General features: G+C 66.1%; 24 protein-coding genes. 15 read left to right on the top strand and 9 right to left on the bottom strand.

The window, feature by feature from the left end:
* Positions 1–109: 109 nt before the first annotated feature.
* From QFZ91_RS10480 to QFZ91_RS10410, 15 genes are all read left to right on the top strand, one after another.
* A complete protein-coding gene (locus tag QFZ91_RS10480) occupies positions 110–889 on the top strand; it encodes an SDR family oxidoreductase (RefSeq protein ID WP_429567186.1) in 780 nt (259 codons plus the stop codon).
* Between the two features lie 86 nt (positions 890–975).
* Positions 976–1365: a methylglyoxal synthase gene (locus QFZ91_RS10475; protein WP_013088898.1), complete on the top strand. Its 390-nt coding sequence runs from the start codon at positions 976–978 to the stop codon at positions 1363–1365.
* 46 nt (positions 1366–1411) lie between these two features.
* A complete protein-coding gene (locus QFZ91_RS10470; RefSeq protein WP_429567185.1) occupies positions 1412–2386 on the top strand; it encodes a quinone oxidoreductase family protein in 975 nt (324 codons plus the stop codon).
* Positions 2387–2567: 181 nt separating this feature from the next.
* Positions 2568–2678 (top strand): potassium ABC transporter ATPase, encoded by a 111-nt coding sequence (locus QFZ91_RS10465; protein WP_129959723.1) that lies wholly within the window; start codon positions 2568–2570, stop codon positions 2676–2678.
* On the top strand, positions 2678–2770 hold the full coding sequence (gene kdpF / locus QFZ91_RS10460) for a K(+)-transporting ATPase subunit F (RefSeq protein WP_013088901.1): 93 nt from the start codon (positions 2678–2680) through the stop codon (positions 2768–2770). Before QFZ91_RS10465 ends, kdpF begins: the two co-directional genes overlap by 1 nt.
* Positions 2767–4572: a potassium-transporting ATPase subunit KdpA gene (kdpA, locus tag QFZ91_RS10455; protein WP_429567184.1), complete on the top strand. Its 1806-nt coding sequence runs from the start codon at positions 2767–2769 to the stop codon at positions 4570–4572. Before kdpF ends, kdpA begins: the two co-directional genes overlap by 4 nt.
* An 87-nt stretch (positions 4573–4659) precedes the next feature.
* Complete coding sequence (gene kdpB, locus QFZ91_RS10450) at positions 4660–6744, top strand: potassium-transporting ATPase subunit KdpB (RefSeq protein ID WP_176380806.1); 2085 nt, start codon at positions 4660–4662, stop codon at positions 6742–6744.
* Between the two features lie 58 nt (positions 6745–6802).
* A complete protein-coding gene (gene kdpC / locus QFZ91_RS10445; protein WP_429567183.1) occupies positions 6803–7381 on the top strand; it encodes a potassium-transporting ATPase subunit KdpC in 579 nt (192 codons plus the stop codon).
* A 151-nt stretch (positions 7382–7532) separates the two neighbouring features.
* Complete coding sequence (locus QFZ91_RS10440) at positions 7533–10385, top strand: DUF4118 domain-containing protein (RefSeq protein ID WP_429567182.1); 2853 nt, start codon at positions 7533–7535, stop codon at positions 10383–10385.
* A complete protein-coding gene (kdpE, locus tag QFZ91_RS10435) occupies positions 10378–11076 on the top strand; it encodes a two-component system response regulator KdpE (RefSeq protein WP_176109149.1) in 699 nt (232 codons plus the stop codon). Before QFZ91_RS10440 ends, kdpE begins: the two co-directional genes overlap by 8 nt.
* A 102-nt stretch (positions 11077–11178) precedes the next feature.
* Positions 11179–11499, top strand: a complete 321-nt coding sequence (sugE, locus tag QFZ91_RS10430; RefSeq protein ID WP_176135238.1) for a quaternary ammonium compound efflux SMR transporter SugE — start codon at positions 11179–11181, stop codon at positions 11497–11499.
* Between the two features lie 230 nt (positions 11500–11729).
* Positions 11730–12341 carry a DUF4126 domain-containing protein gene (locus QFZ91_RS10425; RefSeq protein WP_176380809.1) on the top strand — a complete coding sequence of 204 codons (612 nt, stop codon included), beginning with the start codon at positions 11730–11732 and terminating at the stop codon, positions 12339–12341.
* Positions 12342–12442: 101 nt separating this feature from the next.
* Positions 12443–14932: an ABC transporter permease gene (locus QFZ91_RS10420; protein ID WP_429568621.1), complete on the top strand. Its 2490-nt coding sequence runs from the start codon at positions 12443–12445 to the stop codon at positions 14930–14932.
* 37 nt (positions 14933–14969) lie between these two features.
* On the top strand, positions 14970–15383 hold the full coding sequence (locus QFZ91_RS10415) for a group II truncated hemoglobin (protein ID WP_429567181.1): 414 nt from the start codon (positions 14970–14972) through the stop codon (positions 15381–15383).
* On the top strand, positions 15376–16023 hold the full coding sequence (locus QFZ91_RS10410) for a DUF924 family protein (protein ID WP_429567180.1): 648 nt from the start codon (positions 15376–15378) through the stop codon (positions 16021–16023). Before QFZ91_RS10415 ends, QFZ91_RS10410 begins: the two co-directional genes overlap by 8 nt.
* A 52-nt stretch (positions 16024–16075) precedes the next feature.
* Here QFZ91_RS10410 and QFZ91_RS10405 read toward each other — a convergent pair whose 3' ends face one another.
* The 9 genes from QFZ91_RS10405 to QFZ91_RS10365 all read right to left on the bottom strand — a co-directional run bounded on the left by QFZ91_RS10405 (position 16076) and on the right by QFZ91_RS10365 (position 25603).
* Positions 16076–18127 (bottom strand): ArnT family glycosyltransferase, encoded by a 2052-nt coding sequence (locus QFZ91_RS10405; RefSeq protein WP_429567179.1) that lies wholly within the window; start codon positions 18125–18127, stop codon positions 16076–16078.
* A 260-nt stretch (positions 18128–18387) separates the two neighbouring features.
* Positions 18388–19134, bottom strand: a complete 747-nt coding sequence (locus QFZ91_RS10400; RefSeq protein WP_429567178.1) for an SDR family oxidoreductase — start codon at positions 19132–19134, stop codon at positions 18388–18390.
* A gap of 70 nt (positions 19135–19204) precedes the next feature.
* Positions 19205–19792, bottom strand: coding sequence for a TIGR00730 family Rossman fold protein (locus QFZ91_RS10395; protein WP_429567177.1), 588 nt, complete (start codon positions 19790–19792; stop codon positions 19205–19207).
* A gap of 2 nt (positions 19793–19794) precedes the next feature.
* The gene (locus QFZ91_RS10390; protein WP_013088915.1) at positions 19795–20520 is read right to left on the bottom strand and encodes a TetR/AcrR family transcriptional regulator; all 726 of its coding nucleotides are present in this window, start codon (positions 20518–20520) and stop codon (positions 19795–19797) included.
* A gap of 282 nt (positions 20521–20802) precedes the next feature.
* Positions 20803–21486: a diacylglycerol kinase gene (locus QFZ91_RS10385; RefSeq protein ID WP_429567176.1), complete on the bottom strand. Its 684-nt coding sequence runs from the start codon at positions 21484–21486 to the stop codon at positions 20803–20805.
* A gap of 20 nt (positions 21487–21506) precedes the next feature.
* On the bottom strand, positions 21507–22538 hold the full coding sequence (locus tag QFZ91_RS10380) for a glycosyltransferase family 4 protein (protein WP_176380857.1): 1032 nt from the start codon (positions 22536–22538) through the stop codon (positions 21507–21509).
* 47 nt (positions 22539–22585) lie between these two features.
* A complete protein-coding gene (locus QFZ91_RS10375) occupies positions 22586–23527 on the bottom strand; it encodes a UDP-2,3-diacylglucosamine diphosphatase (protein WP_429567175.1) in 942 nt (313 codons plus the stop codon).
* 756 nt (positions 23528–24283) lie between these two features.
* Positions 24284–24808 carry an RDD family protein gene (locus QFZ91_RS10370; protein ID WP_176380816.1) on the bottom strand — a complete coding sequence of 175 codons (525 nt, stop codon included), beginning with the start codon at positions 24806–24808 and terminating at the stop codon, positions 24284–24286.
* A gap of 21 nt (positions 24809–24829) precedes the next feature.
* Positions 24830–25603, bottom strand: a complete 774-nt coding sequence (locus tag QFZ91_RS10365; RefSeq protein ID WP_429567174.1) for a DUF3106 domain-containing protein — start codon at positions 25601–25603, stop codon at positions 24830–24832.
* Between the last annotated feature and the right edge of the window lies 1 nt (position 25604).

Genomic DNA, 25604 nt, shown 5'->3' with positions numbered 1-25604 from the left:
AGTTTACCGAAAGAGTACCGCCCGGCGATACCTGAGATTGAAGCGACGCGGCACAGTCCGGCACCGATTCTTCTAAAATCTGGGGAAACTTCGCTATGAGGGCATCCACATGGACTTGGGAATCGCAGGACGTACCGCGCTGGTTTGCGCGGCGAGCAAAGGTCTGGGACGCGGCTGCGCGGAAGCGCTCGCCGCCGAGGGCGTCAACCTGACGATCGTCGCGCGCACCGCCGAAACGCTCGAAGCGACCGCCGAGGCGATCCGCAAGCAAAGCGGCGTCGAGGTGAAGGCGGTCGCATGCGACATCACCACGCCCGAAGGGCGCACCGCCGCGCTCGCCGCCTGCCCGCAGCCGGACATTCTCGTCAACAACGCGGGCGGCCCGCCGCCGGGCGATTTCCGCGACTTCACGCACGACGACTGGATCCGCGCGCTCGAAGCCAACATGCTGACCCCGATCGAGCTGATCCGTCAGACCATCGACACGATGAGCGCGCGCGGCTTCGGGCGCATCGTCAACATCACGAGCTCGGCGGTGAAGGCGCCGATCGACGTGCTCGGCCTGTCGAATGGCGCGCGCTCGGGGCTGACCGGCTTTGTCGCGGGTCTTGCGCGCAAGGTCGCGCCGACCGGCGTGACTATCAACAACCTGCTGCCGGGTCTGTTCGATACCGACCGCATCGCGGTCACGATCGAGGCGCAGGCGAAGACGCACAACATTTCCATCGACGAAGCGCGCAAGCAGCGCATGAAGACGATCCCCGCCGGGCGCTTCGGCAATCGCGAAGAATTCGGCCGGGCCTGCGCGTTCCTGTGCAGCACGCATGCCGGCTACATCACTGGGCAGAACTGGCTGATCGACGGCGGCGCTTATCCAGGTACGTACTGAGCACGCCCGTACCGAGCCGCCGCACACGAACGACAGCCATCACATCACAACAACGATATTCACAACGGTTTGAGGAGTCTTAAGTCATGAGCACCCGCATTGCGCTGATCGCACACGATCACAAAAAGGACGACATCGTCAAACTGGCCGGCGAATACGTCGACACGCTCGCGCGCTGCGAGATCGTGGCGACCGGCACGACCGGCGGACGCATCAGCGACGCGCACGGCCTCACGGTCGAGCGCATGTTGTCGGGCCCGCACGGCGGCGATCTGCAGATCGGCGCGCAGCTCGCGGAAGGGCGCGTCGACATGGTGATTTTCCTGCGCGACCCGATGACGCCGCAGCCGCACGAGCCGGACATCAACGCGCTGGTGCGCGCGTGCGACGTGCACAACATTCCGTGCGCGACGAATATTTCGACCGCGCGCATGGTGCTCGACGTGCTGACGCTGCGCCTGTCCGGCGAGGCGTGAGCGCGCGCGTGGCCGCACCCACATTCGTACAAATCAAGGAGACATGATGGCCAAGGCAATCCGATTCGACAAAACCGGCGGCCCTGAAGTAATGAAATGGGTCGACGTCGAGGTGGGCGAGCCCGGTGCGGGCGAGATTCGCATTCGCCAGACGGCGGTCGGCCTCAATTACATCGACGTGTATTTCCGCACCGGCCTGTATCCGCTGCCGCTGCCGGGCGGGCTCGGCATGGAGGCGGCGGGCGAGGTCAGCGCGCTCGGCTCGGGCGTGAGCGGTCTGAAGGTCGGCGATCGCGTCGCGTATGTCGCGCGGCCGCCCGGCGCGTACGCGCAGGAGCGCGTGCTGCCGGCCGCGCAGGTCGTCAAGCTGCCTGATGCGGTCAGCGACGAGCAGGCCGCGTCGGTGATGCTGCAAGGCTTGACCGCACAGTATCTGCTGCGCCGCACGTATCGGGTGAAGGCCGGCGACACGATCCTGATTCAGGCCGCGGCGGGCGGCGTCGGCCTGCTCGTGTGCCAGTGGGCGAAGGCGCTCGGCGCGACGGTGATCGGCACGGTCGGTTCCGACGAAAAAGCCGAGATCGCGAAAGCGCACGGCTGCGATCACGCGATCGTCTATACGCGCGAAAACTTCACGAAGCGCGTACGCGAGATCACCAACGGCGCGGGCGTGCCGGTCGTCTACGATTCGATCGGCAAGGACACCTTCGAAAAGTCGCTCGACTGTCTCGCGCCGCTCGGCCTGTTCGTGAGCTTCGGCAACGCGTCGGGTCCGCTGCCGCTGATCGATTCGTCGGAATTCGCGGGACGCGGTTCGCTGTTCTTTACGCGCCCGACGCTTTTCACCTATATCGCGAAACGCGCCGATTACGAGGCGATGTCGGCCGAGCTGTTCGACGTGCTGAGATCGGGCAAGGTGAAGACGAGCATCAATCAGCGCTATGCGCTGCCGGACGTCGGCCAGGCGCACGCGGAGCTCGAAGGGCGCCGCACGACGGGCTCGACGATCCTGCTGCCGTAAAACACCAACTGCGCGGCCTGCGGCTGCGCTACCTGTCATCCATCAAGGCCGTTTCATCGCGTGATGAAACGGCCTTGTCCGTTTACGCGATTTTTACGCGCACCCCGTGATCTTTGACCAGCCCTTTAGGCGGATCGGCATACCGTTGCATCTATCCAAAATCCGTAAATGGGGAAACAAAATGGATGTGCTGTATGTCGGGGGCCTGGCGCTGTTTGCCGTGCTGACCTTTGGGCTGATTGGCGGCTGCGAGAAGCTGATGCAGTTCCGTCGCGGACAGGGAGCGCGCTGATGACCTGGATGCTTTGGCTGGCCGGCGCGTCCACCGCGCTGCTGTTCGTTTATCTCGTGTATGCGCTGCTGCGCGCGGAGGACATTGAATGAACACGAACGATGTCCTGCAGGCGAGTCTTTTTATCGTCGTGCTACTGGCCGCCGCGGTGCCGGTGGCGAGCTATCTGGGCGCCGTGATGGACGGCAGCTCAAGCGTGGTGCGCTTTGGCGCGCCGCTCGAACGGCTGCTTTACCGTATCGCGGGCGTCGATCCAGCGCAGGAAATGGGCTGGAAGCACTACGCGATCGCCACGGTCGCGTTCAACGTGCTCGGCGTGGCATTCCTGTATGTGCTGCTGCGTGTGCAAGGATGGCTGCCGGGCAATCCGCAGCAGTTCGGCGCGATGTCGGTCGACAGCGCGTTCAACACCGCGGTCAGCTTCGTGTCGAACACCAACTGGCAGGACTACACGCCCGAGCAAACGGTCAGCTATCTGACGCAGATGCTCGGTCTGACCGTGCAGAACTTCCTGTCGGCAGCGACCGGCATCGTCGTCGTGATGGCGCTGATTCGCGGCTTCGCGCGTCATACCGCGCAGACCATCGGCAACTTCTGGGTCGATATCACACGCGTGACGATGTACGTGCTCATTCCGATGGCCGCGATCATCGCGGCACTGCTGATGAGCCAGGGTGTGATCCAGAACTTCAAGGCCTATCAGGACGTGCCGACGCTGCAGACCACCACGTACGCCGCGCCGAAGCTCGACGCGCAAGGTAATCCGGTGAAGGACGCAAAGGGCAATCCGGTGACGGTCGATACGCCCGTGAAGACGCAGACCATCGCGATGGGTCCGGTCGCGTCGCAGGAAGCGATCAAGATGCTCGGCACCAACGGCGGCGGCTTCTTCAACGGCAACTCCGCGCATCCGTACGAAAACCCGACGCCGTTCTCGAACTTCGTGCAGATCTTCTCGATGCTTATCATTCCGGCGGCGCTCGCGCTCGTGTTCGGCCGCGTGATCGGCGACCGCCGGCAGGGCGTGGCCGTGCTCGCGGCGATGACGATCGCGTTCGGCGTCTGCGTGTTCGGCGAGATCAGCGCCGAGCAAAGCGGCAATCCCGCGTTCACGGCGCTCAAGGTCGATCAGTCGGCGAACGCGCTGCAGGCGGGCGGCAATGCCGAAGGCAAGGAAACGCGCTTTGGTATCGCGCAGTCGGGCATCTTCACGGTCGCGACCACGGCGGCTTCGTGCGGCGCGGTCGCCAATACGCACGATTCGTTGACGCCGATCGGCGGCCTGTACCCGATGCTGTTGATGCAGCTAGGTGAAGTGATCTTCGGCGGTGTCGGTTCCGGCATGTACGGGATGCTCGTGTTCGCGCTGCTCGCGGTGTTCGTCGCGGGCCTGATGATCGGTCGTACTCCTGAGTATGTCGGCAAGAAGATCGAGGCCTACGAGATGAAGATGGTATCGATTGTCGTGCTGCTCACGCCGCTGCTCGTGCTGGTGGGCACCTCGATCGCGGTGCTCACCGATGCGGGCAAGGCCGGCATCGCGAACCCAGGCGCGCATGGCTTCTCCGAAATCCTCTACGCGTTCAGCTCGGCCGCAAACAACAACGGCAGCGCATTCGCGGGTCTGACGGTGAGTACGCCGTTCTACAACTGGCTCACCGCGATCGCGATGTGGTTCGGCCGCTTCGGCACGATCGTGCCCGTGCTCGCGATCGCCGGCTCGCTCGCCGCGAAGAAGCGCATCGGCGTCACCGGCGGCACGCTGCCGACGCACGGACCGCTGTTCGTCGTGCTGCTGCTCGGCACGGTGCTGCTGGTCGGCGCGCTGACCTACGTCCCGGCGCTCGCGCTCGGTCCTGGCGTCGAGCATCTGATGATGATGGGCGTGCAGTGACGCGGGCCTCGATCAACGACGCCCAACGACCGAACAGGCGCTTGCACGCGGCAAGCCCGCAAGCGCACAAGGATATTCGAGGATTCAATGACTGAACATAACGCTACGCGGTCCATGTTCGACCCGGCGCTGCTGCGTCCGGCGATCGTGGACTCCTTCAAAAAGCTCACGCCGCGCACGCAGTTTCGCAACCCGGTGATGTTCTGCGTGTACGTCGGCAGCATTCTGACGACCATTCTGTGGATCGCCGCGCTCGGCGGTCAGGCGGAGGCGCCCGCGGGCTTCATTCTCGCGGTCACGCTGTGGCTGTGGTTCACGGTGCTGTTCGCGAACTTCGCGGAGGCGCTCGCCGAAGGGCGCTCGAAAGCGCAGGCCGCGTCGCTGCGCAGCGCGAAGAAAGACGTGATGGCCAAGAAGCTCAACGAGCCGCATCCGAAGTCGCCGATCCGCATCATGACCGCGTCGGATCTGCGCAAAGGCGACGTCGTGCTGGTCGAAACCGGCGACGTGATTCCGGCCGACGGCGAAGTGATCGATGGCGTCGCGTCGGTCGACGAATCGGCGATCACGGGCGAATCGGCGCCGGTGATCCGCGAGTCGGGCGGCGACTTTTCGTCGGTGACGGGCGGCACGCGCGTGCTGTCGGACTGGATCGTCGTGCGCGTCACGGCGAACCCGGGCGAGGCGTTCCTCGACCGCATGATCGCGATGGTCGAAGGCGCGAAGCGTCAGAAGACGCCGAACGAAATCGCGCTGACGATTCTGCTCGTCGCGCTGACGATCGTGATGCTGCTCGCCACCGCGACGCTGCTGCCGTTCTCGATGTTTTCCGTCGAGGCCGCCAAGGCGGGCCATGTGGTGACGATCACCGCGCTCGTCGCGCTGCTCGTGTGTCTGATCCCGACGACGATCGGCGGCCTGCTGTCGGCGATCGGCGTGGCCGGCATGAGCCGCATGATGCAGGCGAACGTGATCGCGACCTCGGGCCGCGCGGTCGAAGCGGCCGGCGACGTCGACGTGCTGCTGCTCGACAAGACCGGCACGATTACGCTCGGCAACCGCCAGGCGTCGCAGTTTCTGCCCGCGCCGGGTTTGAGCGAAGAGGCGCTGGCCGATGCCGCGCAGTTGTCGTCGCTGGCCGACGAAACGCCGGAAGGCCGCAGCATCGTCGTGCTGGCGAAGCAGCGCTTCAATATTCGTCAGCGCGATATGGCCCCGCTGCACGCGGTGTTTCTCGCGTTCACCGCGCAGACGCGCATGAGCGGCGTCGATTTGCCTGGCCGCGAAATCCGCAAGGGCGCGGCCGATGCGGTCAAGCAGTACGTCGAAACGCACGGCGGCCGTTTCCCGAACGAAGTCAGCAATGCGGTCGCCGAGGTCGCGCGACGCGGCAGCACACCGCTCGTGGTCGCCGAGAAGGGCGAGCAGGGCGCGCGCGTGCTCGGCGTGATCGAGCTGAAGGACGTCGTGAAGGGCGGCATCAAGGAGCGCTTCGCCGAGCTGCGCAAGATGGGCATCAAGACCGTGATGGTGACGGGCGACAACCGTCTGACCGCCGCCGCGATCGCGGCCGAAGCAGGCGTCGACGACTTCCTCGCCGAAGCGACACCGGAGACGAAGCTCGCGACGATCCGCGCGCACCAGGCCGAAGGGCGTCTGGTCGCGATGACCGGCGACGGCACCAACGACGCGCCCGCGCTTGCGCAGGCCGACGTCGCGGTCGCGATGAACACCGGCACCCAGGCAGCCAAGGAAGCCGGCAACATGGTCGACCTCGATTCGAATCCGACCAAGCTGATCGAGATCGTCGAGATCGGCAAACAGATGCTGATGACGCGCGGTTCGCTAACCACGTTCTCGATCGCCAACGACGTCGCCAAGTACTTCGCGATCATCCCGGCCGCGTTCGCATCGACGTATCCGGCGCTGAATGCGCTGAACGTGATGCATCTCGCGACACCGACCTCGGCGATCATGTCGGCGGTGATCTTCAACGCGCTGATCATCGTGCTGCTGATTCCTCTTGCGCTTAAGGGCGTGCGCTACCGCGCGCTAGGAGCCGCGATCCTGCTGCGCCGCAATCTGCTGATCTACGGACTCGGCGGGATCATCGTGCCGTTCATCGGCATCAAGCTGATCGATATGGTCCTCGCTGTGTTCGGCTGGGTTTGAGCGCGCAGCGCGTCGCTGCGCAGAAACCAGCATTGATGAAAAGGGAAAGAGACTCATCATGAAAAATCTGTTCCGTCCGCTGATCGTGATCTTCGCGGTGCTGACCGCGGTCACCGGACTCGCTTATCCCGCGGTGATGACCGCGTTCGGCCAGGCGGCGTTCCACGACAAGGCCAACGGCAGCCTGATCGAGCAGAACGGCAAGGTGGTCGGCTCGCAGCTGATCGGCCAGCAGTTCGACGCGCCGCAGTATTTCTGGGGCCGGCTGTCGGCGACGAGCCCGATGCCGTACAACCCGCAGAACTCCGGCGGCTCGAACCTCGGGCCGAACAACCCGGCGCTGCTCGACGAGATCAAGGGCCGTCTCGACGCGCTGAAGGCCGCGGGCACCGACATGTCGAAGCCGGTGCCGGTCGATCTGGTCACGTCGTCGGGCAGCGGGCTCGATCCGGAGATCAGTCCGGCCGCGGCCGCGTACCAGCTCGAGCGGGTCGCGCAGGCGCGCCACCTCGCGCCGAGCGACGTGCAGGCGCTCGTCGAGCGCTACACGACGGGGCGCCAGTTCGGCGTGCTCGGCGAGCCGCGCGTGAACGTGCTGAAGCTCAATCTCGCGCTCGATGAAATGAAGCGCGGTTGACGCGAAACGCAACGGCAACGCATCAGCCGCGATTGCGGTTCATCGACCAAACAGCGGCGTTCGCGTCGCGCCGCTGCGCCATTTGCGGGCCGGCGCGGGCCGTGCCAACATGCAGGCACCGCCGCTCGCACGACTATGACAATCACTGAGCATGAACCGCCCCGATCCTGACGAACTGCTCGACAAGCTGCAGCGCGACGAAGAAAAGCGCCTGCGCGGCAGGCTGAAAATTTTCTTTGGCGCGTCGGCAGGAGTCGGCAAAACCTACGCGATGCTGCAGGCCGCGCGCCGCCGCAAGGAAGAGGGTGTCGACGTGCTGGTCGGCATCGCCGAAACGCACGGGCGCGGCGAAACCGCCGCGTTGCTCGCGGGGCTCGACGTGCTGCCGCTCGCGCATATCGAGTATCGCGGCCGCAAGCTCGGCGAGTTCGATCTCGACGCCGCGCTCGCGCGCAAGCCGCAACTGATCCTCGTCGACGAACTCGCGCATTCGAACGTGCAGGGCGCGCGCCATCTGAAGCGCTGGCAGGACGTCTACGAACTGCTCGACGCCGGCATCGACGTCTATACGACCGTCAACGTGCAGCACCTGGAGAGCCTGAACGACGTGGTCGGCCAGATCACCGGCATCCGCGTGTGGGAGACCGTGCCCGATCGCGTGTTCGATCATGCCGACGAAGTCACGCTCGTCGATCTGCCGGCCGAGGAACTGCTCGACCGCATGCGCGACGGCAAGGTCTACATGGCGCAGCAGGCCGAGCGCGCGGTGCGCAACTTCTTTCGCAAGGGCAACCTGATCGCGCTGCGCGAACTGGCACTGCGCCGCACCGCCGATCGCGTCGATGCGCAGATGCGCGAGTACCGCGCCGATCGTTCGATCCAGCGCATCTGGCAGGCGCGCGAGCGGCTGCTGGTGTGCGTGGGTCCCGGTCCCGAAGCGCCGGCGCTGGTGCGCTCGGCGGCGCGCCTCGCCGCGAGCCTGAAGGCCGACTGGCTCGCGGTCTATGTCGAAACGCCCGCGTTGCAGCGTCTGCCCGACGCGCGCCGCGCACGCACGCTGAACGCGCTGAAGCTCGCCGCCGAACTCGGCGCCGAAACCGCGACGCTCGCCGCCACCGATGCGCTCGACGCGTTGATCGGTTACGCGCAGGCGCGCAACGTATCGAAGCTGGTGGCGGGCGCATCGTCGCGCACGGGCGTGAGCCGCTGGCTGCGCCGGCCGCTCGGCGAGCGCATCGCCGAGAAGAGCGGCGATCTCGATCTCACGCTGATTCGCGTGTCGTCGGAGCGCGACGGCGGCGAACAGCGCCATCTGTTGAACACGACCGCGAACGCGTGGCGCGAGGCATTGAGCGCGGCGCGCGAGCGTCGCTCGCCGCCGCGCGCGTATGCGTTCGCGCTCGCGATCGGCGCGGCGATCACGCTGCTGTCGAGCCAGCTGATCGACCGCATCGATCTGACCAACCTGGTAATGCTGTATCTGCTCGGCGTGATCTTCACAGCGGTGAAGCTCGGGCGCGGGCCGGGTGTCGTGCTGTCGTTCGCGAGCGTCGCCGCGTTCGATTTCTTCTTCGTGCCGCCGCGCATGTCCCTGTCGGTGTCCGATACGCAGTACCTGCTGACGTTCTTCGGCATGCTGCTGACATCGCTCGTGATCAGCCATCTGACTTCGAGCCTGCGCCGCGAGGCGAGCGTCGCGCGACGCCGCGAGCAGCGCACCGGCGCGATGTACGAGATGGCGCGCGAGCTCGCCGCGGCGCTTGCGACCGAGCAGATCGTCGGCATCGGCACGCGGCACGTGAGCGAGGTGTTCGGCGCGCGTGTCGCGATCCTGCTGCCCGACAGCGCCGATCAGGTCAAACAGAAAATCGAGGACCCCGACCCGGCGATCACGCTCGAAGGCGACGCGCTCGACCTCGACGTCGGCCAGTGGGTCTACGATCAGCAGAAGCCGGCCGGCCACGGCACCGACACGCTGCCGGCCGCCGCGGCGCTGTATCTGCCGCTAAAGGCGCCGATGCGCACGCGCGGTGTGCTCGCGGTCGTCGTGCGTGACGAGCGCGAGCTGACCGTGCCGGAACAGCGGCGCATGCTCGATGCGTTCGCCGCGCAGATCGCGCTCGCGCTCGAACGCGTGCATTACGTCGATATCGCGCGCGATGCGCTCGTCAACATGGAGTCGGAACGGCTTCGCAATTCGCTGCTGTCGGCGATATCGCACGATCTGCGCACGCCGCTGACGACGATCGTCGGGTTTTCGTCGATGCTCGCTCAGGGGCAGCGAGGGCAGGGGCCGACCGACCCGCAATCCGCAGCGCGTCGTAACGACGAACTCGTCGATGCAATCCATGAAGAGGCGCTGCGCATGACCGACATTGTCACGAATCTGCTCGACATGGCGCGCCTGCAGGCCGGCAGCTTGCAGCTGAACCAGCAATGGACGCTGCTCGAGGAGACCGTCGGCGCCGCGCTGCGCGCGTGCAAGCGCGTGCTCGCCGATCATCCGGTGCAGGTCACGCTGCCCGCCGATCTGCCGCTGCTGCATCTCGACGCGGTGCTGATGGAGCGGCTGTTCTCGAACCTGTTCGAGAACGCGGCCAAATACACGGCGTCCGGCACGCCGCTCATGATCGGCGCGCAGCAGATCGACGCGGATGGCGCGCCGTTCGTGCGCGTGACGATCGACGACAACGGTCCCGGCCTGCCCGCCGGCATGGAAGCGCGCGTGTTCGAGAAGTTCACGCGCGGCGAGAAGGAATCGGCGAAACCGGGCATCGGCCTTGGCCTCGCGATCTGCCGCGCGATCGTCGAGGCGCACGGCGGTACAATCGGCGCGCTCAACCGGACGGCCGCGGATGGCCACATCGAGGGCGCGCGCTTCTGGTTCACGCTGCCGGTCAAGACGCCGCCCGACGCGCCCGAGACGTTCGATACGCTCGAAGACGAAGGCGCCCCCGCCGCCGCCGCCGAGCTCAACCCGCTCACCCGACCCGCCCATGAGTGACCTGAGCATCACCGTCGTTCTGATCGAAGACGAAAAGCAGATACGCCGCTTCGTGCGGACGGCGCTCGAAGGCGAGGGCATCGCCGTGTACGACGCAGAGACGGGCAAACAGGGTCTCGTCGAAGCGGCGACGCGCAAGCCCGATCTCGTGATCGTCGATCTGGGTCTGCCCGACACCGATGGCCTCGACGTGATCCGGGAGCTGCGTGGCTGGAGCGAGCTGCCGGTAATTGTGCTATCGGCGCGCACCCAGGAAAGCGAAAAGGTCGCCGCGCTCGACGCCGGCGCCGACGACTACCTGACCAAGCCGTTCGGCGTGTCCGAGTTGCTCGCGCGCATCCGCGCGCATCTGCGGCGGCGCAATCACGGCGGCGCGAACGAATCGCCGCAGGTGCGCTTCGGCGCGGTCACCGTCGATCTCGCGCTGCGCCAGGTCACGCGCGACGGCGCCGCGGTCCATCTGACGCCGATCGAATACCGGCTGCTCGCGACGCTCGTGCGCCACGCCGGCCGCGTGCTCACGCACCGGCAGTTGCTGCGCGATGTGTGGGGGCCGTCGCATGTCGAGAGTCACCACTATTTGCGCATCTACATGGCGCACCTGCGCGGCAAGCTCGAGCGCGATCCCGCGCAGCCGGAGCATATCGTCACGGAGACGGGCGTCGGGTATCGGCTGGTGGGCGCGGTGTGAGTTCGTTCGCGAAGCCGCTCCGTTATAATCTCCCGACGTAAGGACGACCTTACGCTTCTATCAATCATCGGGGACGGCCCCATTTTTCATGGAGCTGTTTCGATGTCCTGGTTTCTTCTGTTGATCGCCGGGTTGCTCGAAGTCGCGTGGGCGGCCGGTCTCAAAACTTCCGAAAGTTTCACCCGTTTCTGGCCGTCCGTCTTCACGGTCGTGACCGCGCTCGGCAGCTTCGCGCTGCTCGCGCTGGCGATGCGGCAACTGCCGCTCGGCACGGCCTATGCGGTGTGGACAGGAATTGGCGCGGTCGGCGCGTTCATTTTCGGCGTCGTGATGATGGGCGAGGCGCTGACGGTCGCGCGCGTCGCTAGTGCGTCGCTGATCGTGATCGGCCTCGTCGGGCTGAAGCTGTCGTCGGGGCACTGACCCTCGGCTACGTCCGCCCGGCGCGCGGCCGCCATTGCCTGTAAGCCACAGCGCGGCCTCGCCGCTCTACGTTCTGCGAATCATCGTAGCTATAATGAGACAGCAACGACGTTGAGATTGCCCGCGGCCTGGCTGGCGCGGCCGGCTTGGCAAGCCTGACGGCTTCGGCGCGGAACCCCCGCTGGTTCCCGTCGCGGCGTCCGGCAAGCACAAAGCGCGTGGAGGCGGCCATGCTTGAATCACTTTCGCTTGCAGCGGGCCTTTCATGGGGCAGCGGTCTACGCCTCTATCTAACGGTCCTTTTGGCCGGCGTATTAGAACGTCTTGGCCTGATTCACTTGCCGAACACATTGTCCGCGCTGTCATCGCCATGGGTGATCGGCGCGGCGGCCGTGCTGACGCTGGCCGAATTCCTCGCCGACAAGATCCCCGCATTCGACTCGCTGTGGGACGCGATCCACACTTTCATCCGCATTCCGGCCGGCGCCGTGCTGGCCGCCGGCGCGCTCGGCCACGCCGATCCGACGCTGCTGACCGTTGCCGCGCTCGCGGGCGGCACGCTCGCCGGCACTGCGCATCTTGCGAAGGCGGGCACCCGCGCGCTGATCAATCTGTCGCCCGAACCGCTGTCGAACGTCGTCACGTCGACCGCCGAGGACGGCCTCGCGGTCGGCGGGATACTGCTTGCGCTATTCGTGCCGCTCGCGTTTCTGGTCTTGATGGTAGGCTTTCTGCTACTCGCGGCGTGGGCATTGCCGCGATTGTGGCGTGGGGTGCAGGGCGGTTTTCGCGGCATGGCCACGCACATGGTGTCGCGATTGGCGAGGAGCAGGCACGATTGAGCGAAGCACTACCAGGATCTAAGGCGGGTTCAAGAACGCGCGCCGATACGAGACCGGCGCGCCGGCTCGGCGGCATCGATCTGTTGCGCCAGGCCATGCGGATGACGGCGCGTGACTGGCGCGCGGGCGAACTGACGATGTTGCTGCTCGCGCTCGTGCTGGCGGTCGCGGCGTTGTCGAGCGTCGGGTTTCTGGGCGACCGGCTGCATCAGGGGCTCGAGCGCGATGCGCGGCGCATGATCGCCGCCGACTTCATCGTGCGCGCCGATCATCCTGTCGATCCGCAATTCGCGGCCGAGGCGCACGCCCTGGGCCTGCGCACCGCCACCACGGCGATCTTTCCCAGCATGATCAACTCGACCGGCGCGCAGCCGGCGTCGCGGCTCGCCGCCGTCAAGGCGGTGTCGCCGGGCTATCCGTTGCGCGGCGCGCTGCGCATCGCGGCGGCGCCGGGTGCGGCCGATCATCCGGCGACGTCGATTCCGGCGCCGGGCACCGTGTGGGTCGACCAGGAATTGCTCGACGCACTGAAGCTGAAGGTCGGCGATGCGGTGAAGGTCGGCAATCGCAGCTTCACGGTCGGCGCGCTCATCACGCGCGAGCTCGATCGCGGCTTCTCGTTCGTCAACTTTTCGCCGCGCCTGATGCTGCGCGCCGACGAAGTGCAATCGACCGGCCTGATCACGCACGGCAGCCGGGTCACGTACCGGTTGCTGGTCGCCGGGTCCGACGACGCGGTCGCGCGCTTCGCGCAGTTTGCGCATGAGCACGTCGACGCCGGCAAGATGCGCGGCGTCGCGCTCGAGTCGCTGCAGGACGGGCAGCCGCAGGTGCGTCAGACGCTCGATCGCGCGGGCCATTTCCTGACGCTCGTGTCGCTGTTGACCGCGCTGCTCGCGGCGGTCGCGATCGCGATGGCCGCGCACCGCTTCATGCGCCGGCATCTCGACGGCTGCGCGGCGATGCGCTGTCTGGGCGTGAGCCACTCCGCGCTACGGGCGTTGTTCACGCTCGAATTCGTCGGGCTCGGCGTGATCGGCGGGGCGCTCGGCGTGGCGCTCGGCTATCTGGGGCATCTCGCGCTGCTGACGTGGCTCGGCGGCCTGATCGACGTGGTGCTGCCGCAGCCGACGCTGTGGCCCGCGCTCGAAGGCGTCGCGGCCGGCCTCGTGCTGCTGCTCGGCTTCGCGCTGCCGCCGCTGGTGCCGCTCACGCGGGTGCCGCCGGTGCGCGTGCTGCGGCGTGAATGGGGCGAGGAGGGCCGCACCGCGTGGGCCGCCTACGCGTTCGGCATCGTGCTGTTCGCGGGGCTGCTGATCCTCGCCGCCGGCGAATTGAAGCTCGGCGGCATCGTCGCGGGTGGATTCGCGGGCGGGTTGCTGGTGTTCGCCGGCATCGCACGGCTCGCGTTGTGGGGCGCCGCGCGCGTGGTGCGTAGCGAGCGCGTCAATGCGGGCATCGGCTGGCGCTATGCGCTCGCGTCGCTCGAGCGGCGCAGCAGCACGAGCGCGCTGCAGATCACCGCGCTCGGCATCGGCCTGATGTGCCTGTTGCTGATCGCGATGACGCGCAACGACCTCGTGCAGGGGTGGCGTAAATCGACGCCGCCCGATGCATCCAACGAGTTCATCATCGACATCCAGCCGGATCAGCGCGACGCGGTCACGCAGTATCTGGACGCGCACGGCATCGCTGGTGTGGACTTGTCGCCGATGGTGCGTGGGCGGCTCGTCGCGATCAACGGCAAGGCAGTCAACCCGGACTCGTTCAAGGGCGCGGACGCGCGGCGTCTGGTGGACCGCGAGTTCAACCTGTCGTACACGACGCAACTGCCCGACGACAACCGGATCGCCGCGGGCAACTGGTTCGGCGATACGACGAAGCCGCAGATTTCGATCGAGCAGGGTCTCGCGAAGCTGATCAACGTGAAGCCCGGCGATGTGCTGCGCTTCGACGTGACGGGGCTGACCGTCGAGGCGCCGGTGACGAGCGTGCGCAAGCTCGACTGGGGGTCGTTCAAGGTCAACTTCTTCGTGCTGATGCCGCCCGTCTCGTTGCAGGACTTCCCGGCGACGTTCATCACGAGCTTCCATCTGCCCGCGGATAAGCAGTCGACGATCGACGGCCTGATCGCCGCGTATCCCAATCTGACCGCGATCGACACCGGCCCGATCCTCGCGCAGGTGCAGCGCGTATTGCAGCAGGTGATCGGCGCGGTGCAGTTCCTGTTCGCGTTCACGCTCGCGGCCGGCGTGCTGGTGCTGTACGCGGCGCTTGCCGGCACGCGCGACGAGCGTATGCGAGAATCCGCGCTGCTGCACGCGCTGGGCGCATCGCATCGTCAGGTGCGGGCGGTGCAGGTGGCCGAGTTCGTCGCGGTCGGTGCGCTGGCCGGCCTGATGGCGGCGGCCGGCGCGCAGATCATCGGCTCGCTGCTGGCCACGCACGTGTTCGAGTTTTATCTGGAATTCGATCCGTGGCTGCTGCCGGCGGGCATTGGTGCCGGTATCGCGTGTGCGGGCGTCGGCGGGTGGCTGAGTCTGCGGCATGTGTTGGCGCGGCCGGCGCTGCAATCGCTGCGCGACGCGTGAGTTTTCTTTGTGATGTTTATTTGCTGTTGAGCAGGGTATGAGCGATTTGAACGACGAAGTGTCCTCGGACAAGCCGACGGCCTTCGAACTGGTGGGCGGCGAGGCGCGTGTGCGCGAACTGGTCGACCGGTTTTACGACCTGATGGATCTCGAGGCGGATTTCGCCGGGATTCGCGCGCTGCATCCGGCATCGCTCGAGGGTTCGCGCGACAAGCTGTTCTGGTTTTTGTGCGGCTGGCTCGGCGGTCCCGATCATTACATCAGCCGCTTTGGCCATCCCCGTTTGCGCGCGCGGCATCTGCCATTTGCGATCGCGTCCGGCGAGCGCGACCAGTGGTTGAGGTGCATGGCGTGGGCGATGGAGGACATCGGCTTGCCGGAGCCGCTGCGCGAGCGCCTGCTCGGTTCGTTCTTCGAAACCGCCGACTGGATGCGCAACCGCAATGGCTGACACGCCGCCGCCGCACGCCGCCTCGGCACCGTACTCGGTCGAAGCCGACTATGCGGCGCTCGAGCCGCGTGCGCGCGAGATTCTCGACTGCTGGTTCGGCGCGCCGGGCACGCCGGAGCACGGCACGGAGCGCAAGCTCTGGTTCAAGCGCAATGACGCCGTGGATGCGATGCTGCGCGAACGTTTCGGTAACCTGATCGATGCGGCCAACGCGGGTGAGCTCGACGCATGGCAGGCCACGCCGTTGGGCGCGTTGGCGCTCGTGATCGTGCTGGACCAGTTTCCCCGCAACTGCCATCGTGGGACGCCGCGCGCTTTCGCGACCGACAGCAAGGCGCTGCAAACCGCGCAACGAATGATCGCGAGCGGCGCGGATCGGCTGTTGCCAGGCGTGCAGCATCGCGCGTTCGCGTATCTGCCGTTCGAGCACGATGAATCGCTCGCTAGCCAGCAGGAGTCGCTGCGGCTCTTCAAACAGCTTGCGCAGGAGCCGGGCGGTGAAGGCTACTATCAATACGCGCTGCGCCACGCGAAAGTGATCGAGCGGTTTGGCCGCTTTCCGCATCGCAACGCGTTGCTCGGACGTGAATCGAGCGACGAGGAGATCGCGTTTCTGCGCGAGCCAGGTTCGTCGTTTTGAATCAACGCGGACGCGCGCGAGGCACTCGGCCGGCGCGACGCGTTGCGCGGCTTTACTCGTCGCCGTGTAGCTTGCCCGCCACCGGCGTACGCACGAACACGCGCAATAGCTCATCCGAATCACCCGGCCGCGCGCCGGACCAGAACAGCCGCCATTCGCCGGCCGGCGGCCGCGCGTTGTCCCGGCGGCTTTGCTCGATCAGCCACGTGCAGGCGGTCGTGCGCGGATCTTCGCTCGGCTGATGCACGATGCCCGTGTAGTAGAAGAGCATCGGCGCTTCGGATTCGCCGAGTCCGGAGCTCGCCATGCAGTCGCCGTCGTTCCATTCGATATCCATCTTCGCGCCGAGGTCGCGGAACACCGAGCGGTAGCTTTTCGCGTAATCGAGCCACGGGAGCAGCAGCGTGCTGACGAGCCCCCAGACGAGCATCGCGCCCGCGCACCAGCTGAGCGCGCCGCGCCATTTGCCCGCGTACTTGAACGACGGCAGCAGCCACAGCCAGCCGATCGTCAGTGCCAGCGCGCCGATGATCAGCGCGGGCGAAATCGGCAGCACCCAGTCGAGCGGTAGCCAGCGGCCGAGCAGATGCAGCGACGCATGGTTGCTCGCCGGATTCGTCATGGTGGACCAGACCATCCACACGAGTGCGGCCGCGCTGCCGAACAGCACGCGGCTCGTCATATCCCAGGCGGTATGCAGGCGCGCCGGCAAGCGTTCGACGCCCTGCATCGCGACCAGCGCGAGCGGCGCGATGAAGGGCAGGATGTAGAGCTCGCGCACCGTCGCCGAAGTTTGCAGCACCGCGAAACCGGTGCCCGCGAACAGCATCGGCAACGCCACGCGCGGATCGCGCCAGCGCCGCCATGCGCCACCGGCGAGCGCGGCCAGCGCGAGCGGCACGACCGGAAAACCGACGCTCAGCACGGTGCGCAGCACGAACAGGTGGCTCTCGTTTTCGGAGCCGAGCTCGGCGACCGAAAAACCGAAGAAGCGCCCGACGTTGTTATCCCACAGCCATACCTTGAAGAGCGCCTCGGAGCGCAGGTAGAAGCAGATCGGCCAGATCAGCGCGAACGGCGCGCAGACGAGCGCGGCGAGGCACAGCGCGCCCGCGAAGCCGCGGCTGCGGCATGCCGGATAGAGCAGCAGCGCCGCGCAGGTGGTGGCGCCGAACACGAGCGGCACGAACAACCCCTTGGCAAGCAGCGACACGCCGACACCCGCGCCGAACATCGCCGCGCCGCTGAGGATCGCGTGACGCCGCGTGCGGGCATCGAGCGGTCTGATCTGCCGGGCGGCCTGAACATGCATCGGGAAATACGAGGCCGCGCCCGGGTCGTCACGCAGATGCACGAGCACGAGTTCGAACAATCCGCAAAAGCCGAGCGCGGCGCCGGCCATCAGTGCGACGTCGGTCATCATGTCGTGCACGTGCTTGACGACGACGAGCGTGCCGCCGAACAGCGCGAGCGTGCCGATCACGCGCAGGTCGAACCAGCTCGGCGCAGCGACCGCGCGACGCGCGACGCGCGCGGTGTAGTACACCGTGAGGCCCGCGAACAGCGCGCTCGCGAGCCGTGCCGCATCGTGCAGCGGCAGATAGCGGCCGAACAGCCACGCGAAGCCGGTGGCGACCCAGTCGTAGATGGGCGGCTTTTCGACGAAGGGCTGGCCGGCATTAGTCGGCACGACCAAATCGCCGGTATCGAGCATGTGCTGGACGATGCCGAATGTGTAGGTTTCGTCCTGCTTCCATGGCTCGTGGCCGAGAATGCCGGGGACGAGCCACGCGCAGAGGATCGCCAGCGCGACGAACCACAGCAGCGGACGGATCGCCGCGAGCGCGCGCCAACGCTGCAAGCCACGCGTGGCGCGGTCGGCGGAAACCGCTGAGCCCGACGCGTGCGCGGTGTCGACGCTATGGATCGCGAGCCCAGAAACTGCGGTGTCTCCGATGGCGGGCTGGACCTGCGCGCCGGCAAACGGGTGCGCGGTGCTGGCGGTAAGCGCGGCCTCTTGCGCACGGCCCGCTGGAGCGGCCGAGGTCGCGGCCGTCGCGCTGGCATTGTGCGCGCGCCAGCGCGTGGACTGCTTGTCTTGCATGGATGTCTCTGGTCAGCGTACGCGTCGGCGTTGGCCTCGTACCTATGTTTTGCTTACGTCGCCTGCAAATGCATTCGATCCGGACGATTGTAGCGCTGCATTATTACGGAAGATTACAGCTGCGGGGAAGCGCTCGCATTCGATGAGCGGTTGTGTCGGTTTCACGACAAATCGACGGGGATACGTGGAACGAGAGGAGGTGTGGAGCGGACCGCGCCCTGCGTTCAAGGCTTGCGTGTCCACTTGCACGCGACGTTCGCTCACCGGCCGCCGGCAACGTCGAACAACGCGCCCGTCACGTACGACGACGCATCGCTGAGCAGCCATACGATGGCCTCGGCGACTTCGTCGGCGCGGCCGGGGCGGCCGAGCGGCGTGGTCGCGCCCAGTTGTGCGGCGCGTTCCGGCTTGCCGCCGCTCGCATGGATCTCGGTGTCGATCAGCCCCGGACGCACCGCGTTCACGCGCACGCCCTGCGGGCCGAGTTCTTTTGCGAGGCCGATGGTCATCGTGTCGATGGCGCCTTTCGATCCCGCGTAGTCGACGTATTCGTTCGGCGAACCCAGCCGCGCCGCCGCCGACGAAACATTGACGATTGCGCCACCCGCGCCGCCCCGCTGGGTCGACATGCGCCGCGCCGCTTCGCGGGCGCACAGATAGGCGCCGAGCACGTTGACGTCGAACACGCGTTTCAGACGCGCGAAGTCCATATCGGCGAGCTGGCTCGACGGCGCGACGATGCCGGCGTTGTTGACGAGCGCATCGATGCGGCCGAAGGATTGCTGCAGCGTATCGAACATGCCGGTCACGTCGGTTTCGTTCGCGACATCGCCGGCGATTGGCAGCGCGCGGCCGCCCGCGTGTTCGACCTCGGCGACCGTCTGCTGCGCGGCGGCGAGGTCACGCACGTAGTTCACGCCGATGCACCAGCCGCGCGCGCCAAGCAGACGCGCGGTGGCGCGGCCAATGCCGCGGCTGCCGCCGGTGATCAGAACAGCTTTCGTCATCGCAACCTCGTCGTTGTGGTGATGCGTGCGCGGCGCTCCGCCCTCGAGTTCGAGTTCGGCGGAACGGGATTCAGATCGCGTCGCTTTGCACTGCTGCCCATTTGTCGCGTGCGGGCGGCGCGTAACGTTGCAGCTTGCCAATCAACGAGAGCGGATCGGCGTCGATTTGCAGCATGTGGAGATAGGTCTTGCGCAGGAAGCCTTCGTCGACCGTGTGCTGAAGCAGGCGGATCAGCGGCTCGTAGAAGCCGCCGGTGTTCAGCAGCGCGACCGGCTTGCCGTGATAGCCGAGCTGCGCCCACGTGAAGACCTCGAACAGCTCCTCGAGCGTGCCCGCGCCGCCCGGCATCGCGACGAACGCATCGGATAGTTCGGCCATCATCTTCTTGCGATGATGCATGTCGGGCACCACGTGCAGCTCAGTCAGGCCGTTATGACCCACTTCCTTGCTGACGAGCAGCTCGGGGATCACGCCGATCGCGCGGCCGCCTTCGGACATCACGGTGTCGGCGATCACGCCCATTAGTCCGACCTTGCCGCCCCCAAACACGAGCGCGAGATCGGCCTCGACGAGGGCGCGGCCGAACGCGCGCGCCGCCTGCGCATACAACGGTTTGGCTCCCATAGAAGAGCCGCAATAGACACACACCGACTTCATGCTCAACTTTCCTTCGATTCGTTGCGAGGCGCGGCGCCTTCACGCGGCGGCAAGTAGTCGTAGAACTCGCGCTTGGGCAGTGTGCCCGATACGAGGTCGTCGAACAGCTGCCGCGAGCGGCCGCGCAGATAGGGCGCCATCAGCGAGACGATCTGCACGCTGACCTGATGCAGCTCCTCGCGGATCGCTTCCTGCTCGTTGTATTTGCGCGGATTCATCACGAACTGATATGACAGCCAGTACGTGCCGATCACGCCGACGTTGGTCGCGATCACTTGCATTTCCTGCGGCGTCGCGACCATTTCGCCGTCGGCGACGAGTTGCTCGCAGAACTGGCTCGCGAAGCGCACCTTGTGGCTGATGATCTGCTTGAAATGCGTCTCGAGCGTGCGGTTGCGCGCGAGCAGGTCGTTGAGGTCGCGGTACAGGAAGCGGTAGCGCCAAGTGAAATCGACCATGTACTGCAGATACGACCACATTTCGTCGATGGTCGCACGATGGTCGTCGGGGAAACGCAGACGCTTCTCGATCTCCTGCTCGAACTGGCTAAAGATGCTGTTGATGATGTCGTCTTTGTTGCGGAAGTGGTAGTACAGGTTGCCTGGGCTGATTTCCATTTCCTCGGCGATCGTCGTCGTCGTGACGTTCGGCTCGCCGATTTCGTTGAACAGCTTCAACGACAGTTCGAGAATCCGTTCGCGCGTGCGGCGGGGAGGTTTGGCTTCCATGTCGTCCGGCCCTGGTTATGCCGGGCTGGGGCGCATGGCGGCGTGCCGCTGCTGCGTGTTCCACCCGGATGCGGTTGGTATATTGAGCTCTCCCGAACCCGCCGACACCCGGCAGGCCCCCCGAAAGGGCAGGATGAGGCGATGCGCGGATACGTTTGCGCGAGCGCTTTCCTGTGAGACCGTCAAACGATTATAAACCGAGCGTTCTAATACCCAACCGCCTGCGCGGATATTCAACCTGTTGGACGTGGCCCAAGCGTGCGCTTCAACCCGCGTCGAGACTCAAAGCCACGCGCGAACCCAGCCGACCGCCAGTGGCCCGACGATCACCCCCCACGTCATCACACACATGCCGAGCGCGACCATCACGGCCGCGCTGCCGAGATCCTTCGCGCGGCGGGAGAGCTCGTGACGTTCGAGGGAGATCCGGTCGATGGCCGCTTCGACGCTCGAATTGAGCAGCTCGACGATCAGCACGAGCAGCACCGAGCCGAGCAGCAGCACGCGCGACACGGGATCGACGGGCACCACGAGGCCGCACGGAATCAGGATCGCGGCCAGCGTGAGTTCCTGACGAAACGCGCTTTCCTCGCGAATTGCGACGCGAAAACCGGCCAGCGAGTTTTTCATCGCGTGCCATGCGCGCGTGAGGCCGCGGTTGCCTTTGTAGGGGTTGAAGGGCAGCGGGGCGAGCGGGTCGTCGGGGCTGAGCGGTTCGTTGGGGGCGTCGTGGCTCGAGTCGCGGGTCGTGTCGTGGCTGGCGTCGCGTTGCACGCCGCCCGAGACGCTGGGGCCGCCGTTCCTGGACCTCTCGCCGTTCACCCGATGCACGGTATCCGCATGCCCGCTCACACCCGGCTCGCGGACATCGTCGAACGGTTCGATGCTCGTGGTGTCGCGGCTGGACTCGACGGCGCGCAGCGCGCCGTTCGACGCGCCTTCGGCGCTGGATCTACTGCTTCGCATGGATAGCTCCGCGCGCCGCATCACGCAGCGGCGCTTTCCTCACGATACGCCGTGGCGCGCAGTGGCTTCAAATGCGCGGCGAATTGTGCGGACGCCGCTGCCCACGAAAAGCGCTCGGCCCATGCGCGCGCATGCGATCGCTCGATCTTCAGCGCTTCGAGACAGGCCTCGCGCAGATCCTCATGCATCGCACCGGCGCCGCCGTCGCCGAGCACGTCGATCGGGCCGGTGACCGGATACGCGGCCACCGGCGTGCCGCATGCGAGCGCTTCGAGCAGCACGAGCCCGAACGTGTCGGTGCGGCTCGGAAACACGAAGACGTCGGCGGCCGCGTAGACCTTCGCGAGTTCGGCCTGCGACAGCACGCCCAGATAGTTGACCTGCGGGTAGCGCGACTTCAGTTCGGCGAGCGCCGGACCTTCGCCCGCGACCCACTTCGAGCCGGGCAGATCGAGCTGCAAGAAAGCCTCGACGTTCTTCTCGACCGCCACGCGTCCCACGTACAGGAAGATCGGCCGCGCGGTGTTGAGCACCTTCGAGTCCATCGGACGGAAGATCTCGAGATCGACGCCGCGCGTCCACAGCACGACATTGGTGAAGCCGAACTTTTCGAGGTCCTGCTTGACGACGGGCGTGGGCGCCATCACCGCGAGCGATGGCTTGTGGAACCAGTGCAGAAACTTGTAGGTCGCCGCGAGCGGGATGCGAAAGCGCGCCTGCACGTACTCGGGAAAGCGCGTGTGATACGCGGTCGTAAACGGCAGCTTGTGCTCGATTGCATATGCGCGCGCGGCCATGCCGAGCGGACCTTCGGTCGCAATGTGCAACGCATCGGGCGCGAAACGGTCGATGCGCTCGCGCAGCCGGCGGCGCGGCAGCAGCGACAGGCGTATCTCCGGATAAGTCGGGCACGGGATGGTGCGGAATTCGAGCGGTGTCAGCAGATCGACCTGATGGCCGAGCGCGGTAAGTTCGCGCCGGGTGTTCTTCAGCGTGCGCACGACGCCGTTGACCTGCGGCTCCCATGCGTCGGTGACGATCATGATCTTCATCGCGTTGTTCATCGCTGCGGGCCCTGTGGAATTGGAGTTGGAACTGCTCAGGCAGTGGCGCGGGCTTTTTGCGTGTCCTTCTGGGGCGCGCGCAGCGCGGTCCAGAAGATCACCTTGAGTTCGCCTTCATAGGTCTCGACGAGAGCCGACAGACTCTCGACCCAATCGCCATCGTTGCAATAGAGCACACCGTCGATCTCGCGCATTTCGGCCTTGTGGATGTGCCCACAGACGACGCCGTCACAGCCGCGGCGACGCGCTTCGTCGGTCATCACGGTTTCGAACGACGAGATGAAGTTGACCGCGTTCTTGACCTGATGCTTCAGGTATTGCGACAGCGACCAGTACGGGAAGCCGAGCTTGCTGCGAATCCGGTTGAACCAGCGGTTCAGCACGAGGATCATCGTGTACAGCGTGTCGCCGAGATAGGCGAGCCATTTTGCATGCTGGATCACGCCGTCGAACAAATCGCCGTGCACGATCCACAGCCGCTTGCCGGCGAGCGTCGTGTGGAACGCTTCGCCGCGCACGTGGATGTCGCCGAACGCGAGGTCGCAGAACTGGCGCGCGGCTTCGTCGTGATTCCCGGGCACGTAGATGACCTGGGTGCCTTTGCGCGCTTTGCGCAGCACTTTCTGCACGACGTCGTTGTGGGCCTGCGGCCAGTACCAGCCTTTCTTCAACTGCCAGCCGTCGATGATGTCGCCGACCAGGTACAGGTACTCCGATTCGTTGTGGCGCAGGAAGTCGAGCAGATAACCGGCCTGGCAGCCGCTCGAGCCGAGATGGATATCCGAGAGCCAGATCGTGCGATAGCGATGTGGATCGTCGTGGCCGTCGTCGGAATGATCGGCGTGGGCGTCGAGTGATGGCGTCGCCGGCAGCGGCAGGCCGTGATGAGTAGAACCCGGGGCGGGCCGGAACGCGACGGGGTCGACGCTCGGACCGGTTTGACGAAACAGGGAAGTCGCGGACGTATTGGGGTCCATGGCTCACGCGTCGAGTGGCGGTGCCCGTATTGGGCCAGGCGCGAGTGACTCTGCCGTGACAGTCACGAGAAGTTCTTATTACGGAGCAGCCTTGGCGGGGCCTGTTTTTTCGTTGTTCTGGCTTTTTTGGCCTTTCCTTGCTGGCTTGTCGGTCTATTAGCGTTGCCCCTGTGCGGGGCGGCACCTACTTTCTTTGCTGGTGCAAAGAAAGTAGGCAAAGAAGACAGCTCAAACCGCCAGCTCATAAGCGGGTCCCCTGGCTTGGCAGGGTAGTGGTGCATCCGGAATCCGTGCCCCCGCACATTCGACGGCAGTGACAAAGCCGTCATTCATCCCACTCCGCACTGCGTGCGTCGCGGACGGGTCAGCCGGGAAAACCGGCGGGTTTGCCCGCGCAGCGGGGAGCCCTCGGCTGCGCCTCGGCGAGGCGCCGAAACAACGAGTGGTTTTGGAGCGGGGATTCGGCGCGCGCAGCGCCGCCGGAAGAATGACTGCCGTGTCAGGAACGCGGAATGGGCGGGAGCACGGATTCCAGATGCACCACTACCTCACGCGGACCGAGGGACCCGCTTAAGAGTTAGCGGTTCGAGCTGTCTTCTTTGCCTACTTTCTTTGCAGCAGCAAAGAAAGTAGGTGCCGCCCCGCACAGGGGCAACGCCAATAGACCGACAAGTCAGCAAGGAAAGGCCAACACCGCAAGAACAAAGACAAAAAGCCCTAACCCCGCCAAAGGCGGCAACGCATTCAGCACGCGCGCTAGCGCACAACCTGGACCACCCGCGTCCCCGCGAGCCGATCATGCAAAAACTGCCGCTGCGGATCAAACCGCCCACTCGCGGCCCAGACCACGAACCAGACGCCCGCAAAAACAAGCGTCTGCGGCACCCGCAAGCCAAGAAGCGGATGCACCGCCAACGGCGGCAAAAACCACAACCAGGCGAGCACATACCGCGCAATCGCCCGTCCAACGGAAACCGGCCCGCCATCAGCGCCAACAACCCGTAACCGCCAGGTTTTCATCGGCAGCGTCTGGCCGCCATGCGTCCAGAACCAGACGAAATACACGCCAACCACGAAGCCAATCCAGCCGGCGAGCAGGTTGTGATGCGCGAGCCCGTTACGCTGCTGCGTCAGCGTGCTGAACAGATAGCCGGCGAGAAACACCACGCCGAACAGAATGACCGCTTCGTAGAGCAGCGCCGCCAGCCGTCGCCGGACGGTGGGCGCCGTGCCGCCGGGCGCGGCGGCGGGCAGGCTGGGAGTGACGAGCGACTGGGACACGTAATGGGCTCGGGATCGGAATCAGGAGCCGTGGAAGATCGCCGGCGCTTCGGCCGGCGACACGGGCACCGGCGTCGCCGGCACGAAGCTGCCCGCCGCCGGAATCGCGGGGGTGGCCGGCAGCGAGGCCGCGGCCGGTGCCGAGGCGCCCGGCGCGGCGCTCGCCGCCGTGGCAGCGCTGGCGCCCGCGCCGTGCTCCCGCGCGTTCACGAACCGGTCGATGCCCTTGATCTCATTGCGAGCCGACGGCGGCGCGCTGACGACGCTGGGGCGACGCTTGCGCTCACTGGCTGCGAGCCGCTCCTTCGTTTCTTCGGGCAGTTGTTGGTACGCCTTCCACGCGTTCTGGCGCGCTTCGCGCGGCAATTCCTTCGAAACCTGGTAGTTCTCTCGCGCGACGCGGCGCTGATCGGGCGTCATGCGCACCCATTCGCTCATGTGCTCATGCAGACGCTTTTGCGCATCCGGCGACATCTTTGCGTATCGCGACGCGATCTTGATCCACTTTCGCTTGCGTTCGTCGCTGAACGAATCCCACTGCGATGCGAATGGTGCGAGAGCGACATGCTCAGCGGCGCTTAGACGCGACCACGCGAGCGGGCTGTTGCTGCCGGGCAGGCCGGGCAAGTCGACGGAAAGTGCAGGGGCGGGCGCGGGCGCGGCGACGTTGACGCCGGGCGACGGATGGCCCGCCGGGGACGGGCTCGGATGAAAGCGCGGATAGGTCGCGACGAACGACACCAGTGCCGCGATCGTGCATCCGAAAACAACGGCCAGGCCGCGCTTGTAACTCACC

This window comes from Paraburkholderia sp. JPY419 (assembly GCF_050435705.1).
GTDB classification, from domain to species: domain Bacteria; phylum Pseudomonadota; class Gammaproteobacteria; order Burkholderiales; family Burkholderiaceae; genus Paraburkholderia; species Paraburkholderia youngii.
The sequence above is the reverse complement of the archived record's forward strand: the minus strand, read 5'-3'. Positions and strand labels throughout refer to the sequence as shown.

Bases quoted from the DNA above. Each gene is read 5' to 3' on its own strand.
- QFZ91_RS10480 (WP_429567186.1), top strand. From the start codon at position 110: ATGGACTTGGGAATCGCAGGACGTACCGCGCTGGTTTGCGCGGCGAGC.
- QFZ91_RS10475 (WP_013088898.1), top strand. From the start codon at position 976: ATGAGCACCCGCATTGCGCTGATCGCACACGATCACAAAAAGGACGAC.
- QFZ91_RS10470 (WP_429567185.1), top strand. From the start codon at position 1,412: ATGGCCAAGGCAATCCGATTCGACAAAACCGGCGGCCCTGAAGTAATG.
- QFZ91_RS10465 (WP_129959723.1), top strand. From the start codon at position 2,568: ATGGATGTGCTGTATGTCGGGGGCCTGGCGCTGTTTGCCGTGCTGACC.
- kdpF (WP_013088901.1), top strand. From the start codon at position 2,678: ATGACCTGGATGCTTTGGCTGGCCGGCGCGTCCACCGCGCTGCTGTTC.
- kdpA (WP_429567184.1), top strand. From the start codon at position 2,767: ATGAACACGAACGATGTCCTGCAGGCGAGTCTTTTTATCGTCGTGCTA.
- kdpB (WP_176380806.1), top strand. From the start codon at position 4,660: ATGACTGAACATAACGCTACGCGGTCCATGTTCGACCCGGCGCTGCTG.
- kdpC (WP_429567183.1), top strand. From the start codon at position 6,803: ATGAAAAATCTGTTCCGTCCGCTGATCGTGATCTTCGCGGTGCTGACC.
- QFZ91_RS10440 (WP_429567182.1), top strand. From the start codon at position 7,533: ATGAACCGCCCCGATCCTGACGAACTGCTCGACAAGCTGCAGCGCGAC.
- kdpE (WP_176109149.1), top strand. From the start codon at position 10,378: ATGAGTGACCTGAGCATCACCGTCGTTCTGATCGAAGACGAAAAGCAG.
- sugE (WP_176135238.1), top strand. From the start codon at position 11,179: ATGTCCTGGTTTCTTCTGTTGATCGCCGGGTTGCTCGAAGTCGCGTGG.
- QFZ91_RS10425 (WP_176380809.1), top strand. From the start codon at position 11,730: ATGCTTGAATCACTTTCGCTTGCAGCGGGCCTTTCATGGGGCAGCGGT.
- QFZ91_RS10420 (WP_429568621.1), top strand. From the start codon at position 12,443: ATGACGGCGCGTGACTGGCGCGCGGGCGAACTGACGATGTTGCTGCTC.
- QFZ91_RS10415 (WP_429567181.1), top strand. From the start codon at position 14,970: ATGAGCGATTTGAACGACGAAGTGTCCTCGGACAAGCCGACGGCCTTC.
- QFZ91_RS10410 (WP_429567180.1), top strand. From the start codon at position 15,376: ATGGCTGACACGCCGCCGCCGCACGCCGCCTCGGCACCGTACTCGGTC.
- QFZ91_RS10405 (WP_429567179.1), bottom strand. From the start codon at position 18,127: ATGCAAGACAAGCAGTCCACGCGCTGGCGCGCGCACAATGCCAGCGCG.
- QFZ91_RS10400 (WP_429567178.1), bottom strand. From the start codon at position 19,134: ATGACGAAAGCTGTTCTGATCACCGGCGGCAGCCGCGGCATTGGCCGC.
- QFZ91_RS10395 (WP_429567177.1), bottom strand. From the start codon at position 19,792: ATGAAGTCGGTGTGTGTCTATTGCGGCTCTTCTATGGGAGCCAAACCG.
- QFZ91_RS10390 (WP_013088915.1), bottom strand. From the start codon at position 20,520: ATGGAAGCCAAACCTCCCCGCCGCACGCGCGAACGGATTCTCGAACTG.
- QFZ91_RS10385 (WP_429567176.1), bottom strand. From the start codon at position 21,486: ATGCGAAGCAGTAGATCCAGCGCCGAAGGCGCGTCGAACGGCGCGCTG.
- QFZ91_RS10380 (WP_176380857.1), bottom strand. From the start codon at position 22,538: ATGAAGATCATGATCGTCACCGACGCATGGGAGCCGCAGGTCAACGGC.
- QFZ91_RS10375 (WP_429567175.1), bottom strand. From the start codon at position 23,527: ATGGACCCCAATACGTCCGCGACTTCCCTGTTTCGTCAAACCGGTCCG.